Origin of the sequence: Endozoicomonas sp. ALB115, assembly GCF_049310245.1 — a bacterium.
GTDB lineage: Bacteria > Pseudomonadota > Gammaproteobacteria > Pseudomonadales > Endozoicomonadaceae > Endozoicomonas.
The window spans coordinates 54184-69568 of sequence record NZ_JBLYZG010000013.1; the positions used below are offsets into that span (position 1 = coordinate 54184).

The 15385-nt window shown below is 50.9% G+C and carries 14 protein-coding genes; 9 read left to right on the plus strand and 5 right to left on the minus strand.

Annotated elements, in window-relative coordinates; translation table 11 throughout:
• Window positions 1-145: 145 nt before the first annotated feature.
• From ACO6VE_RS08440 to ACO6VE_RS08465, 6 genes are all read left to right on the plus strand, one after another.
• Window positions 146-559, plus strand: a complete 414-nt coding sequence (locus ACO6VE_RS08440; protein WP_422460788.1) for a hypothetical protein — start codon at window positions 146-148, stop codon at window positions 557-559.
• 189 nt (window positions 560-748) lie between these two features.
• A complete protein-coding gene (locus ACO6VE_RS08445) occupies window positions 749-1648 on the plus strand; it encodes a hypothetical protein (RefSeq protein ID WP_422448318.1) in 900 nt (299 codons plus the stop codon).
• 349 nt (window positions 1649-1997) lie between these two features.
• Window positions 1998-2714, plus strand: coding sequence for a bifunctional 2-polyprenyl-6-hydroxyphenol methylase/3-demethylubiquinol 3-O-methyltransferase UbiG (ubiG, locus tag ACO6VE_RS08450; protein ID WP_422449556.1), 717 nt, complete (start codon window positions 1998-2000; stop codon window positions 2712-2714).
• A 60-nt stretch (window positions 2715-2774) separates the two neighbouring features.
• Complete coding sequence (locus ACO6VE_RS08455; RefSeq protein ID WP_422448320.1) at window positions 2775-3485, plus strand: HAD family hydrolase; 711 nt, start codon at window positions 2775-2777, stop codon at window positions 3483-3485.
• Window positions 3486-3534: 49 nt separating this feature from the next.
• Window positions 3535-4278, plus strand: a complete 744-nt coding sequence (locus tag ACO6VE_RS08460) for a YciK family oxidoreductase (RefSeq protein WP_422448322.1) — start codon at window positions 3535-3537, stop codon at window positions 4276-4278.
• A gap of 211 nt (window positions 4279-4489) precedes the next feature.
• On the plus strand, window positions 4490-6139 hold the full coding sequence (locus ACO6VE_RS08465) for an HAD family acid phosphatase (RefSeq protein WP_422460790.1): 1650 nt from the start codon (window positions 4490-4492) through the stop codon (window positions 6137-6139).
• Between the two features lie 172 nt (window positions 6140-6311).
• On the opposite strand, the gene cydC is transcribed toward ACO6VE_RS08465, so the two are convergent.
• Window positions 6312-8006 (minus strand): heme ABC transporter ATP-binding protein/permease CydC, encoded by a 1695-nt coding sequence (gene cydC, locus ACO6VE_RS08470; protein WP_422460792.1) that lies wholly within the window; start codon window positions 8004-8006, stop codon window positions 6312-6314.
• Entirely contained in the window at window positions 7996-9810 is a 1815-nt protein-coding gene (gene cydD / locus ACO6VE_RS08475; protein ID WP_422460794.1) for a heme ABC transporter permease/ATP-binding protein CydD, read from the minus strand. Before cydD ends, cydC begins: the two co-directional genes overlap by 11 nt.
• A gap of 181 nt (window positions 9811-9991) precedes the next feature.
• On the opposite strand from cydD, the gene trmJ reads away from it, so the two are divergent.
• The gene (gene trmJ / locus ACO6VE_RS08480; protein ID WP_422460796.1) at window positions 9992-10732 is read left to right on the plus strand and encodes a tRNA (cytosine(32)/uridine(32)-2'-O)-methyltransferase TrmJ; all 741 of its coding nucleotides are present in this window, start codon (window positions 9992-9994) and stop codon (window positions 10730-10732) included.
• On the plus strand, window positions 10725-11171 hold the full coding sequence (locus ACO6VE_RS08485; RefSeq protein WP_422460798.1) for a GNAT family N-acetyltransferase: 447 nt from the start codon (window positions 10725-10727) through the stop codon (window positions 11169-11171). The genes trmJ and ACO6VE_RS08485 overlap by 8 nt, the downstream gene beginning before the upstream one ends.
• On the opposite strand, the gene ACO6VE_RS08490 is transcribed toward ACO6VE_RS08485, so the two are convergent.
• Entirely contained in the window at window positions 11062-11322 is a 261-nt protein-coding gene (locus ACO6VE_RS08490) for a S4 domain-containing protein (protein ID WP_422448334.1), read from the minus strand. The genes ACO6VE_RS08485 and ACO6VE_RS08490 overlap by 110 nt on opposite strands.
• Window positions 11323-11379: 57 nt before the next feature.
• Here ACO6VE_RS08490 and ACO6VE_RS08495 point away from each other — a divergent pair, with 57 nt between their 5' ends.
• The gene (locus tag ACO6VE_RS08495; RefSeq protein ID WP_422460800.1) at window positions 11380-12180 is read left to right on the plus strand and encodes a type IV pili methyl-accepting chemotaxis transducer N-terminal domain-containing protein; all 801 of its coding nucleotides are present in this window, start codon (window positions 11380-11382) and stop codon (window positions 12178-12180) included.
• Window positions 12181-12228: 48 nt separating this feature from the next.
• Here ACO6VE_RS08495 and mazG read toward each other — a convergent pair whose 3' ends face one another.
• Both mazG and relA read right to left on the minus strand, forming a co-directional pair.
• Window positions 12229-13035: a nucleoside triphosphate pyrophosphohydrolase gene (gene mazG / locus ACO6VE_RS08500; protein ID WP_422460802.1), complete on the minus strand. Its 807-nt coding sequence runs from the start codon at window positions 13033-13035 to the stop codon at window positions 12229-12231.
• A gap of 77 nt (window positions 13036-13112) precedes the next feature.
• Window positions 13113-15365, minus strand: a complete 2253-nt coding sequence (relA, locus tag ACO6VE_RS08505) for a GTP diphosphokinase (protein ID WP_422460804.1) — start codon at window positions 15363-15365, stop codon at window positions 13113-13115.
• Between the last annotated feature and the right edge of the window lie 20 nt (window positions 15366-15385).

Consider the following 15385-nt stretch of genomic DNA (forward strand, 5'->3'; position numbering starts at 1 on the left):
CCATCAATGGCACAGGGCGGACAACCGCTTTCAGGAAATTGTCAAAAAAGTACCAACTGGGTAAACCTGTGTTTTTTCCTGAACCGGACTAGATTTGAAGTAAGCACTGACGCTTGATACTTAAACTCAACAAAGGATTGTTACCATGCAGATAGGAGAAGAATTCCTCCGTGGAATGGGTATAGACCCGAATGTATATAACAAAGTTTCTGAGCACGTAGACTTGGCAGTTGCTTGTTCACGCAAAGTAAAGCAGGCATGGTTTGAGAATAAATGGTCTGTCGAAGCCAAAAACGAATTAAGGAACCTTGTCAATTATCTGGCTTCTGCAATTGACGATGGTACAGAAGTAAAAGAGGATGTCAAAAAAGCACTTGCCGACCGTGCCCTTCAGAATGCTGAGGCGGTAAGTAACAAAACAAAAGCAACTAAAACAGCACCTGATGAAAAAAATGAGCCTGCCGTTGTAGCGACTAAACCGGTTAAACCAGGTAATCCCGGAAAGCTGGACCCCAGTCGTCTCGCCCCCTATGAAAAAAATAACAGCGGTGACTATTGACAGCCTTAACGTTTTTTATAAACCAGGCCAGTTGAGGGGGTCGATGGAGAGATTACCATCCCACAGGCCTCAGGAGAGTTCAACGTGCAAGTCCATGTCAGCCCGGACAAGGCGGTGTATCTCCCATGGCATGGATGAGTCAGGTACTGCCCCCCGTTACTGAACCTCACCCGGAAAAGGAGATCCCCAATGAACCCCACATCAGCAAGGACTGAAGCAACAACACAGGCCATTGAGCGCTACCTGGCGGACAACCCCGGCAATGAGCCACTGAACACCCTTGGCATGACGGCGGACGGACGGATTGTGCGGTTGGCAGAGCAGGAGGAGGGCCTGCGGCCGGAACTGCACCGGGTGTTTAAACACCAGCTTGGGGCTCTGATACCTCAGATGAAACATTTTGACGATCCCTTCGGAAAACCGGTGCGCAGGGAGCGGATGGTTGAGAGAACTCTGAAGGCTGACGTGCAAACTCTGGGCGATTACCGTGACAGAATCTGGTGGGACCAGCAGATACGAAACCGGCTATCCACTTTGAAGGCAAAGTATGCCACTGAATTTTCCAAACTCGATAAGCTGACCAGATCTCACATCCAAACCTTCACCAAAGATGCGGAAACTACTGGCCCCAACTATCGTTTTGTCAACAACTTTACCCAACACCTCTGGACATTTAAAGATAACCACAAGACCGGGGAGGCTGCCAAGGCGAAAGACTTCTTTATGAGCAATGTGATTATCCATCAGTTTATGCTGAGTTTTGACACGCTCGAGTTGTTACTGGAGCTGCCGGAGGTCATTGAACGGAATTCGATAACTAATAAGAAAACTATCGATACTCTGATACAACATAAAAAAGATTACCGTTCGGATGATTTTCGAACGGCCTTCCTGGAAACGACGGACAACGGCAAGAGCACCGTTAGAGTTGCAAGGGACCTTGGACTGACTATTAAATCAATCAGCGTTACATATAAGGGACAGCCAGTGGACAGCATCAATGACCCGATTGACGGCGAGGATCTGGAGCAAAAGTTTTGTGTGAAGGTCCATGTCAGCCCGGACAAGAAGGTGTACGACTCACCATGAAGCAGGTGAACCACCTGCTGATCGCCGGGTCGGTCACTGCCGTTTATGACGTGCGACTGGTGCCACCCACCATTATCGGGGCCTCGGCACCGGGCTGGATGTAGTGGGTGCTGAAGGCAGTTGGCAGAACAGTAAAACACCGGACAGCGACATAAAGGCTGTATTTGAAGGTTCAGCCTTATCTCTTCTTAATCACATTAAATTCAGTACTGAAGTTCAATTTTTCACTCCCGGGCAACTACAAAACTCAACACTGTGGTCGGCTGCAGGATTAACGGTATAATCCGCAGATATGGCAGCCCTGACTGCCTCAATTACACTGCTTTGACGGATCAGAACAATGCCCGACATGCGCTCAGCCCAAAATGTGGACCTCGGAGAAATCGCCAAGTTTGAAGAACTGGCCAGCCGCTGGTGGGACCCGGACAGTGAGTTCAGGCCACTTCATGAGATCAATCCCCTGCGTCTGAATTATATTGATGAACGTGTTGGACTGGCCGGAAAACAAGTGATTGATATTGGCTGCGGTGGCGGCATTCTGAGTGAGTCCATGGCGCAACGGGGTGCCCATGTCACTGGTATTGATATGGGCGAAGCCCCCCTGTCTGTTGCCCGCCTGCACAGCATGGAAAGTGGTGTTGAGGTGAACTATCGCCGAATTACCGCTGAGGAGCTGGCCGAAGAGATGCCCGGCCAGTTCGATGTGGTGACCTGCCTGGAAATGCTGGAGCACGTTCCCGACCCGGCTTCCGTCATCAAAGCCTGCAGCAAACTCCTGAAACCCGGTGGACAGATCTTTTTTGCCACTATCAACCGCAATCCCAAATCATTCCTGTTTGCCATTATCGGTGCGGAATACATACTCAAACTGCTGCCAAAAGGCACTCATGAGCACAAGAAATTTATCAAGCCCAGTGAACTGACCCGGGACATGAGAAAAGCGGGACTGAATATCCATGACATGACCGGGATGACCTACAATCCATTGACGAAAGTGTACCGGCTTAACCCGAAGGATGTAGACGTCAATTACCTGATTTATGGCTCAAAGTCAGCCACCCCTTAACTGATGGCTCAGTTTCTGGCAACGAGAACCACTGCCATCCGGGAATAACCAAGAGTAACGATGATGAAAGCCATTGAAGGCGTTTTTTTTGATCTGGACGGCACCCTGCTGGACACCGCAGAAGATTTTGTGATTACCGTGAATCAAATGCTGGCAGATCACCAGCACCCGGCAATGGATAGCCATTTGATTCGGCAAAATGTTTCTGCCGGCTCACGGGCGCTGATGAAGCTTGCCTTCAATCTTGCGCCCGGCGATGAGCTGGAACAGAAAAGGGCCCTGTTTCTGCAATACTATGATCGGCATATCCAGGACCACAGTCGTTCATCATTTGCCCGGCCCTACCCCGGCATACTGTCACTGATCGGGGAACTTGAACGTCGGGATATCGCCTGGGGTATTGTCACCAATAAACCCAGACCCTATGCCCTCTCATTGATTCGGCAAATTGGCCTGCTGGAACGAAGTCATGCCATTGTCTGCCCGGAGGATGTCATAAAGCCGAAACCAGACCCGGAAGCCCTCTTTCTTGCCTGCCGACAGTCCGGAAGTTCACCGCAGCTCAGTGTCTATATTGGCGACCATATTCGTGATATCGAAGCTGGAAAACAAGCAGGCATGATCACCGTTGCCGCGCATTATGGCTACATTGCTGAGGGTGAAGATCCTGCACAGTGGGGTGCGGACCTGAATATCGACCATGTCCAGCAGCTGCACCGCTGGTTTGAACAGCACAACTGGCAAATCATCAAAGACAGGTCCCATGCCTGAGAGGCAGTTTGAAAATCGCGCAGCAAACTAAAAACCAGGGAGTAACATCATGTTTTCCTACCAGGCTCCGAAAGACCTGCTGAAGGATAAAGTCATACTGGTAACCGGAGCCGGCAGTGGTATCGGCCGGGTCGCCGCCCTTACCTATGCCCGCCACGGTGCCACCGTCATTCTGCTGGGCAGAAGCACTGAAAAACTGGAAGCGGTGTACGATGAAATTGAACTCAATCAGTGGCCGCAACCAGCCATCTATCCACTAAACCTGGAAAGCGCGGGTGATATCGATTTCAGTAATCTGGCTGAAACCATTGAGAACGAATTTGGTCGGCTTGACGGTCTGTTACACAACGCCAGCCTTTTAGGTGAACTGAAACCCATCAGCCAGTTTCCCACAGAAACCTGGCTGCGCATCATGCAGGTTAATCTGAATTCAGCCTTTATCATGACCCGGGAACTGCTGCCCCTGCTCCGCCTGTCAGAAAAGGCGTCGATCATTTTTACCTCGTCCGGCGTGGGTCACCAGGGACGGGCGCACTGGGGAGCCTATAGTGTGTCAAAATTTGCCACTGAGGGTCTGATGCAAATCGTGGCGGATGAGGAAGACGGTATCAGCTCTGTGCGTGCCAACAGCATCAACCCCGGTGGCACCCGTACCTCAATGAGAGCGGCGGCGTTTCCGGGAGAAGACCCGGAAACACTCCCCACACCGGAAGACATAATGCCGGTTTACCTTTACCTGATGGGGGACGAAAGCCGGGACATCAACGGCCTGGCTTTTCATGCCCAGCAGTAACAATGCAGCCACTGGCCCTGACTGAACGTCGGGGCTCAAACAACTGTTTCAACGGCGTTGTCAATAAAAAAGAACTTATTCATCAGTACACTGAGAACAAACACTTCCATAGACTTTATTTCTTTTCGTCTATTCTGATGCGGTCATTCTTATCTCAAATAGAATTATCACAATCAGAATTATGAAAATTCGACGTTTTAAAGAAAAGAAAATGGACATGAAAGTTTTGGCCGCTCTATTACTTTCACCATTACTCAGCTTACAGCCCCTCTTTGCTGATAGCGTTGATCAGAAAGCTTTAAACAACGAAGTTATCATTGCCGCAAACTGGCAACAGCATTCCGGGGAATACCGCGCTTACTTTTACCAGAGTTTTAACGGCGCAACCGATCAACTGGAAGCGCTTTTGACAAAAACGCCTGAAGGTAAAAAGCCTGCAATAATCACCGATATTGATGATACTCTGATATCAGGCACCCGTTATTTTACCAGTATGGTTGACACCCATGAATCCCGAAGTATCGAGCGGTCCAGGTTCTGGTGGAATCATCAAGAGACGAAAGCACTGCCAGGGTCCGTTGAATTCCTGCAAAAAGCCAATAGTCTGGGCATTGAAATTTTCTATATCAGCGGCCGTTTTAACGATGTAAAAACCATTACTATTAATAAACTGAAGCAATTGGGTTTTCCGGTCATCAGTGAAATAAATGTGATTCTCCAGGCAGAAAAAAACATTACCCTCAGCAAAGAGGACAAGCGCCAGCAGATCATAACAGCGGGCTACCACCCGATCATGCTGTTTGGTGACCAGCTGGACGATCTTGGTGAGGTAGTTAAAGGCCTCTACCCTGAAAAGAAAAAGTGGGTCAGTCAGCATCAGGATAAACTTGGCAGCCAGTGGTTTATTCTGCCAAACACCGTTTATGGATTCTGGGAAGAAGCCATCAGCAAAGACTACCGAACACTGAGCCCGGCAGAAAAACACCGGGTTCGCATCCGCCAGGTTAACGACACAGAGTTACCAGTGCCTATTCCCGAGAGCTACCGGCAGCATATTATCATGGCCGATCTCTGGGTCAGGAAATCTGCTGATTTCAATGCCACCGCTATTCAAACTTATAACCTGGCCAGCAAGGCTCTTGAAGCCCCTGAAAACCGCTACGCCACTGATCGGGCAATTATTGTTGATATTGATGGCACGCTGATAGACTACCCTCCGAATCATTTAATCCCACCTCTTTGCAAAGCATTCCCTGAACCTGAAGCGAAGATGAGGAACTACGAAAAGCAGCTTCAATCCACCTCCATTCCCGGTGCCAGAGAGTTTTTAAACAAAGCGGCAGCCCTGGGTTATGAAATCTTTTATCTAACGGCCCGGGAGCACTCTTCCGGCCGTCCGGGTCATAAAGGGGATGTAGAAAACTTCACCTTAAAACAACTGGCTGCCAATGGATTCCCCAAAGTTACTCAGACCAATTTGCTGAACCGCTCCAAATATTGTCCGGTCAATAAAAAAAGCTGTGATAAGGAGCACCAGCGAAAAGCCATTATGTCCGGAAGGATCAATGGAAAAAAATACGATGTCAGACTGTTTGTCGGTGACCTTCTGGATGACTTTGATTTAAAAGAGCAAGGGTTATCCCCTTTTGACCGGGCTTCCGTTGAAAAAACCAGAAACCTGTACGGAAGAAAATATTTTATTATTCCCAATCCGGTCAACAAAACCTGGATGCGGCATTACTATTCACAGATTGCAGGAAAAGATATTTGCCAGTTGAGTGATCAGGAACGTTCTGATATTCGCAGAAGCTTAATAAAAGATTGGCCTGAAAAAGATCTACATAAAGCGGCACAGCGCTAGTACATGGTTTCAATGTAATTGATGGTTCCTTTATTGGCTCCCAAACTCCGTTCGTCTTGAGCGGAGTCGAAAGGCCTAAACTCCATACCCTGAATACTGTGCCAATCACCCTTCGACCGTGTCAGGGTGAGCGGAGATTGTACACATCAAACTCATCGACCAGGGTTTGTCATTACCATTTAATCAAACTGCCATTTTCCATTCGCAAGACCTGATCCATCTTTCCCAGGGCCGTTCGCTTATGGGTGATCATAATGATGGTACTGTCTTTGAATTGCCCTAAAACGGTATCCATCAATACCTGTTCACTGTGAACATCCAACCCTTCCCCCGGCTCATCCATCACCAGTACCGGGGCCGGTTTCAGCAAAGCCCGGGCAATGGCCAGACGACGCTGCTCTCCACCGGATAAGGCAATACCGCCCTGCCCCAGCCAGACATCCAGCAAATCACCATTATTCTCCCTGGCAGCAACAAGCCTATTCAGACCTGAATCGTTAACAACTGTTAACAGCTGCGCATCCGTTGCTGCTGGTGCAGCCAATAGCAGATTCTCCCTGAGCGTGGCACTGAACACGTGCGTTTTCTGGGGAACAAATGTGATGGCCCGGTAAAGTGCCTGTTCTGACAATTCCTGAATCAGCTGCCCATCCAGTAAAATCCTGCCACCAGAGGGCTCCAATCCACGGTTCAATAACTTGATCAGCGTTGATTTACCGCATCCGGTTTTACCAAGCAGAGCAATATGGCTGCCTGCAGGAATGTGAAGTGACAGCTTATTAATGACTGGCTGATTATTGGCATCGCTGTTATTGACATAGCTACAGGAGACCTCAGTAAACTGAATCTCACCTTTTAATACTTCTCCGGTTGCCTTTTCTGGAAATACAACCACCGGCGACTTCACCACCTGGCGCAAACGACTGGCCGCCTGTCGTGTATGACTGAGAAACTGAAAAGCAACAGGCAATGGCATCAGCGCTTCAAAACTGGCCAGCATTCCAAACACCATCATAACCATAACCGGCCCACTGAACAGGCCTGCACTCATCTCACCACTGGCGATATACAACACCAGTAATGCCGCCGCACCGGAGCCGGAAACAAACAGGGCGGAACCTAAGCCTTCCATCACTGCCATGCGGGACTGGTCGGCAACCAGTTTCTGTTCCGATTCAGCCATCGTGGTACGGCTACTGGCATCACTGCCATAGATCTGCTGTTCCGCCATACCCTGCAGATAATCCAGTACCTCCTGACGCAAACGTGCCTGCCTGACACCCATTGACTCCCCGGTCCTGCGACCCAGGACATAAAACAGCAACGGCATGGAGATAATCCAGAGCATCATCACCAGCAACACCACCATGGCCACCGCAACACTGAAAAAAGAGATAAACAGTGAAAACAACAGAGCAACACTCACAGCAGACAGCAATGGGCTGACCAGCCTCAGATAGAGCTGATCCAGGGCATCAATATCAGCCACCAGCCGATCAAGCAGCTCACCTTTACGGTACTGTCCGAGCTGCTCTTGGGAGAGCGGAATCAATTTACTGAAAAACCAGCTGCGCAGGCCTGACAACAGCCGGAACGTGGCATCATGGCTGACCAGACGTTCTGCATAGCGGGCAGCGGTACGGGCAATGGAAAAGCCCCGAACGCCTGCCCCCGGAGTAAAGAAGTTAAAGGTCTGGGCCGTGGTAAAGGTCAACCCGGCGATGGCGGTGGCAGTGATAAACCAGCCGGACAGTGAGAGCAGGCTGAGGCTCGCCAGCAGGGTAACGATTGCCAGCAGAATTCCCAATGACAGCATCCCCAGGTGCTGACGGTACAATTTCAGGAAAGGCCACAGGTCATTCATCATCCAGACTCCCCTGATTACGATGCATACTGATAAACTGCTGATACTGAGCACTTTCCCTCGCCAGCGTTGCCGGAGAGCCGTCAGCCACCAGCCTCCCTTTTTCCAGCAGCAGGATCTGATCCATCGCCTTGAGCTGGCTGATTCGATGGGTAATGGTGATGACCGTGCAATCGTCAGGTATGGCATCCAGGGCATCCAGCACCAGGCTCTCACTGACCGAATCCAGGCTGGCTGTCGGTTCATCCAGAATTAATAACCGCACCGGCAATACGAGGGCTCTTGCCAGGGCAATCCGCTGGGCCTGACCAACCGACAGGTTACCGCCCTGCTCTTTAAGGACACTGTCCAGCCCATCCGGCAGGTTTGACAGAATATCCATACCCTGGGCCCTGGCCAGGGCGTCGAGGCACTGTTCACGGGAAACTGCGCGTCCAAAGGAAATATTGTCATAGACGGAGCCATGGATAATCAATGGCTGCTGGCCCAACCAGGCAATCGCTTTACGCCAGCTGTCAAGCCGGGTATCCGCCAGCGATTGCCCGCCTGCCTTTATTTCACCCCGGTAGTTCCAGAAGCCCATCAGCGTATTGATCAGCGTTGTTTTACCGGCACCGCTGCTGCCAATAATACCGACCCGGGTTCCGGGTTCGATCTTAAACGACAGACGATCCAGTAACAGTGGCTGTCTGTTGTCTGATGCGTTTGTCGGCAGCGGGTTAACTGTGGACTTTATGGTTGCCGACACGGATAGCTCTTTTACCTCCAGAGTCAGCGGCATTGCCTCTGGCAAAGACAACCCGCCATGGTGTGCCTCCGATTCTTTCCGGGATAATATGTCCAGAATCTCTTCCGTCGCACCCACCGCTTTGGCCCTGGCATGATAATAGGTTCCCAGCTCCCGCAGCGGCTGATAATACTCAGGAGCCAGCAGCAACAGAAACAGCCCGGTATACAGTGTCACTTCACCACCAAAGGTAATATGACCCAGAAAACTCATCCCCAGAAACACCGCCACCAACGCAATGGACACCGAAGCAAAAAACTCCAGCACGGTTGATGACAGAAAAGCCAGGCGGAGTACCTGCATGGTCTTAATTCGAAAGTCTTCACTGGCATCGGCTAACTGTGTTTGTGCAAAACTTGTTCGCTGAAAGAGTTTCAGCGTTTCCAACCCTTGCAGCCGATCCAGAAAGAAGCCCCCCAGGCGTGAGAGTGCCTGAAAGTTTTTCCGGTTAGCCTGTGCGGCTTTCATTCCTACCAGAACCATAAAAACCGGAATCAGTGGCGCTGTTCCCAGGAAAATAATGCCCACTACCCAACTTCGTGGGAAAGCAACCACCAGCATAATGGCCGGTAACATTACCGCCAGAGCCATCTGAGGCAGGTATCTGGCAATAAATTCCTGAAGCTCTTCCACCTGTTCAACAACAATTGCCGACCAGCTACCGGCAGGCCGCTCAGCAATCACCAGCGGCCCAAGGCGACGTAACTTATCCAGCAATAGTTTACGCACTTCTACCCGAACACAGGCACCTGCCCGAAAACCACAAAACTCACGCCCCCAGGTGCAGGCACCACGGGCAACAACCAACACCAGAACCCGGAAAAAATCGTCCGTCAGCATCTCCCGGGTGGCCCCCTCCATCACCAGCTGATGGATCATTCCTGCCATGATTGAAGCCTGAATAATCAGCAAGACGCCATTGAGCAAACCCAGGCCCATGGAGATCAGCAGCCAGTGCCGGGCCGACCCGATCTGCCGTAACAACCAGCGATAGGCTTGCTTTTGTGTAGTTTGACTCATCTTTTCAATGTATTTCCCGGACTACTGACCACTGCGGCGCATTGTACATAACTCGATCGGTACTCACCACGAAGACTGGTTTTCAAGTACTTCCGCCCCCTATAATTACGGGTCAAATTCACTGTGTGGTTCAGAGCTGTGCAACAAGACAGTCTCTTCAGTAACTCAACCATTGGTCACCATGCTTCAAAATATTCGCATCATCCTTATCAATACCTTCCACCCCGGCAACATAGGCTCCGCTGCCCGGGCCATGAAAACCATGGGCCTGAGTGACCTCTGCCTGGTAACACCGCAACGATTTCCCGCACCGGAGGCAGACTCCATGGCGGCCGGTGCCCTGGATGTGCTGGAAAACGCCCGGGTCTTTGACTCACTGGATGCAGCCATTGCCGATTGCGCCCTGGTCATCGGCACCAGTGCCAGAACACGCACCCATTCGTTTTCACGCCCGATGCTCGGGGCTGAAGCGTGCGCTGAGAAACTGCTCTGTGAATCCCGCCAATCACCCGCTGCCCTGGTATTTGGCCAGGAAACCATGGGCCTGACCAACAGCGAACTGGAAAAGTGCCACTTCCATACCAGTATTGATGCAAATCCGGAGTACCCGGTACTTAATGTTGCATCAGCCATTCAGATTCTCTGTTATGAGATCTTCAAGGCGTCGCTGAATAAAGAGAACCACTGGCACGGTGAAACACCGGAACAGGAATACCCTCTGAATCAGGAGCTGGAAAAGTTCTACGAGCACCTGGAAACCACATTGACCGACATCGATTTTATTATTCAACAGCACCCGGGACTGGTCATGACCCGGCTGCGTCGCTTGTTCAACCGTGCCCGCCCCGAAGCCAAAGAGCTGAATATGTTGCGGGGTATTCTGGGAGCCGCCCAGAAAGCATCCGGAAACAGCCGTGACTGAGTGTGCTGTGCATACCGTTGAGGAACTCAACCCCATTGCCTTTCCCCTGGTTAACCGCTTTTTTAAAGAGAACGGGCACAAGGGAAAAGCGTCGAGTGAGGAGCGGGTCTGGGTAGCCCGCTGCGCAAAGGGAAACATTATCGCTGGCCTGAGGGCCAGTCCAAAATCCGACGGTTATCTGCTGAGAAGCGTCCAGGTCGCCAGCAATGCCCAAAGAAAGGGTATTGGCTCGTTCTTTTTGAGCGAAGTCCTGAAGGATCTAAACGCTGTCAACTGCTGGTGCTACCCCTATGCTCACCTTGAACTTTTTTACCAGAGAGCAGGCTTTTTCAGCCCGGAGCCGACCAGTGTACCTTCTGATATCCTGGATCCTTACCTGCGGTACCGGCAACAGGGGCACACTTTCTTATTGATGGCCCGTTGCCCGAAGCAGGCCTGAAATTTCTTCGTCCCGGAGCAATCGATGCTATTTGATCAATATGCAATCCCGGCCTGCCATTAACCAGCACACACCCGCTTTCTATCAGTCGTGAAGCCTCCCGCCGTGAGCAATAACCAGCATCCGCAATAAACATGGAAAGGCGAATCATAAGTAATTTTCGGGTATTATCCGCCTTTTAAATCAATAACAATTCATAGATACGGATATGTTAAATCAGATTTTCAAGATTTCAGGACTACTCAGCATCCTGTTCACTCTGGTCATAACTTCACTGCCTGCAGCGGCAACCATCAATGATGCAGAAGCCATTAACAAGGCAGGTCGCCAGCGAATGCTCAGTCAGAGGATCGCTAAAAGTTACATTATGATTGGCTCCGATGTAAATCCGGATCAAGCGACAGCTGACCTGGATACCAGTATGGCGCTGTTCGAGCAGCAATTTCTTGAACTTATGGATTACGCCCCTGACGATAAGATTCGCAACAGCTTGAATGATGCCGCCATCACCTGGCAGGAGTTCCGTTTAAAAGTCCTTGAGACCCCAACGCGCGAAAAAGCATTGACCATTCTGGCACTGAGTGATGAACTTCTGGCCCGCAGTGAAACCGTGGTTAAAGCCATTACTGAACACGCCGGACATAAAGCCGGTCAACTGGTGAATATTTCCGGCCGACAGCGCATGCTCAGTCAGCGTATCGCCAAACTCTATATTACCCGGGCGTGGGGCGTTAAGGATCCGTCGGTTGTTCAATCTTTGGATCTGGCCATTGATGAATTTGGCAGCGCACTGACAACGCTCCGTCAATCAGAGTTGAACTCCAGCGATATCAAACAAAAGCTGGCGAAAGTCCAGAGCCAGTGGGACTTTACCAATGCCGGATTCAAAATCAGTCACCAGGGCCATTTTGTTCCCACCATGGTCTCAGTAACAACCGAATCGATTTTGAAAAAAATGAACGACCTGACCTACGACTATGAACAGCTAATGATAAAATCCAATGACTGACAGAACATAACGTGCCTCCGGTTAACAACGGAGGCAGCTGCTCCAAAGTCATTGTTTACACTGCTGCCAGTAGTTCTCCATCTCTTCCAGCGTCAGCTGTTCAAAACGTTCCTCATGTTCGGTAGCAAGAGCTTCCATTTTCCGGAACCGATGATCAAATTTATGGCAGGCCTTACGCAATGCCATATCGGCATCAACACCGAGGTGCCGGGCAAGATTGACACAGGCAAATAACAGGTCACCCACCTCTTCCGAAATACGCTCCTGACTTTCACTTCTGGCGGCACGGATTTCATCCAGCTCTTCGTAAATCTTGTCAAACACCGGCTCTGGCTCCGGCCAGTCAAAACCCACTCTGGCCGCTGCTGCCTGAATTTTTTCGGCACGCTGCAAGGTTGGCAGCATTGTCGGCAAATCATCAGGCATGGCTGAGTGACTCTTTTTGGGGCCTTTCTGTTTTTTTTCTTCGGCCTTTATCTCCTGCCACTTCTGCTTGACCTGTTCAGGCGTCAGCTGTTGCCCGGTAGCAAACGACTCCAGACTTCCATCAGGAAAGACATGGGGATGTCGGCGCAGCAATTTTGCCAATATCCCCTCACTGATGTCGGCAAAGTCAAAAAAGCCGTTTTCTCTGGCCATCTGGGCATGGAAAATCACCTGAAATAACAGGTCACCCAGCTCTTCTTTCAGGTTGTCGTAATCTTCCTGCTCAATGGCTTCGGCAACTTCGCAGGCCTCTTCCAGTGTATAGGGGGCAATGGTGGCGAAGGTCTGTTTCAGATCCCATGGACAACCATGTTCTCTATCTCTGAGTCTGGCCATCAAAGTAATCAGATCATCAATGGAATGTGACAAACCCGGCTCCTGGAAGAATGTAAACGGATGAAAAAGAAGGGGATTCCCACGCCAGGCGCGGGAATCAGCAGAATAACTTAACTCATTTTACGATGACGAACAGCATCGATAACATTGGGCAACTGACTGACCTTGGCAAGGATGCGTCCCAGGCTCTCCAGACTCGGAACTTCCATGGTCAGCAGCATGCTGGCTAAATGCTCTTCCTTGCTGGTCCGGGTCTGCATAGACAGAACATTCACCTTATCGTTAGCCAATACCACGGTAATATCTCTTAACAGGCCCGGGCGGTCATAAGCCGTAATGATAACATCAACCGGGTAACTGTAGTCCGGACGGGTTCCCCAGTTAACTTCTATCAGGCGCTCCGGCTCACGACTACGCAAAGAGAGCGCCGTGTTACAGTCTTCCCGGTGAATGGTTACGCCACGGCCAACGGTGATATAACCGATGATCGGATCCCCCGGTACCGGCTGGCAGCAACCCGCCATCTGAGTCAGCAGATTACCAACACCATCAATGGTAATGGTGCTGTCCGATAACCGTTCCTGTTGTGGTTTGGTGCGAATTTCAAACGTCTTCTCCTCTTCCGGCGCAACCTGCTTCTGTGCCAGGGAAACCACATGGCGAAGTTTTATGTCACCGGCACCGATACCGGCAAACATATCATCCGGTGACAGGCAGTTAACCGCCTGGGCAAGCTCCGGGTAATTAACACTCTGCAACGCCTGACGCTTAAGCTCCAATTCCAGCAGGCTCTGACCATCGGCAATATTGGCGTCCCGATCCTGCTTTTTGAACCAGCTGGTGATCTTGGCCCGGGCACGACTGGTGGTGACATAACCAAGATCAGGGTTCAGCCAGTCCCGGCTGGGATGGGCATTGGGAGCAGTAAGGATTTCCACCTGATCGCCGGTTTTCAGTTTATGGGTTAACGGGACAATACGACCGGCAACTTTCGCGCCTCTGCAGCGGCTGCCCACTTCTGAGTGAATCCGGTAGGCAAAATCGATCGGGGTGGCTCCTACCGACAGATCAACCACATGCCCATCTTTGGTAAACACATAGATTCGGTCTGGCTCGACATCCGCACGCCACTGACCACCCAGCTCGCCCAGATCACCAAGGTCTTCATGCCATTCCATCACCTGACGCAGCCAGGAAATTTTTTCCTCGTAGCTGTCACTGCGGCTATTAACGTCAGTGCCCTTGTACTTCCAGTGTGCGCAAACACCCAGCTCTGCTTCCTCATGCATATCATGGGTACGTATCTGAACTTCAAGGGTTTTGCCTTCAGGGCCAAACACCGCCGTATGCAGGGAGCGGTAGCCATTCTCTTTCGGAGTGGCAATGTAATCATCAAATTCTTTGGGAATATGATTCCAGAGCGAGTGCACCACCCCCAGTGCCGCATAACAGTCACGGACTTCATTGGTGAGAATACGGACCGCACGAATATCGTAAAGATCACGGAAATCGACGTTTTTCCGTTTCATCTTCCGCCAGATACTGTAGATATGCTTTACCCGGCCACTGACATCCCCCTCAATCCGTGCATCCGACAGCGACGCTTTCAGGGCATCTACGACGTTGGTAATGTATTTCTGGCGATCCAGTCGTTTGCCATCCAGTAGCCTGGCAATTTTCTTATAGTCCTGGGGTTTAAGGTAACGGAAGGAGAGATCTTCCAGCTCCCACTTGATATAACCAATACCCAGCCGATGGGCCAGCGGCGCATAAATTTCAAACACCTCCCTGGCAACCCGCTGACGTTTCTCCTTACTGGCATGCTGAACAGCCCGGATAGCGCAGGTGCGCTCAGCCAGTTTGATCAGGGCAACACGGACATCGTCAATAATGGACACCAGCATCTTGCGAACTTTTTCCAGCTGGTCCTGACGATGATCGAGAACCTGCTTTCTCGGGTTCTGGATATTGCTGATGGCCGCCATGCCCTGAACGTCTTTGATCAGACCGGCAACCACCTTGCCAAAATTCTCTTCCACCTGGTCAAGAGAGAGCTTGGTTTCACGGACAGCCCGATAGAGGACCGCAGCAACCAGGGTATCCATATCCAGTTTCAGCTCGGCCAGAATCTCGGCCATTTCCAGACCGGTCCGGAAACACCCTTTTCCCGTAGGCCAGACTGTTTCTTCAGATTCGAGAGACCGCTGCAATGCCAGCAGCTCAGCCTGTTGGGCCAGCTCACAGGCCTCCCTCAGACTATCCGTATCACCAACGCCGTAACGTTCCTGCAGGCGATTCAGCCAGGCACCCAGGTCGACACTGCCGTCGAAGAGCTGGGGCTGATCCTCTCTGACCTTGACCATCTATTCCATTCCATCTCTTT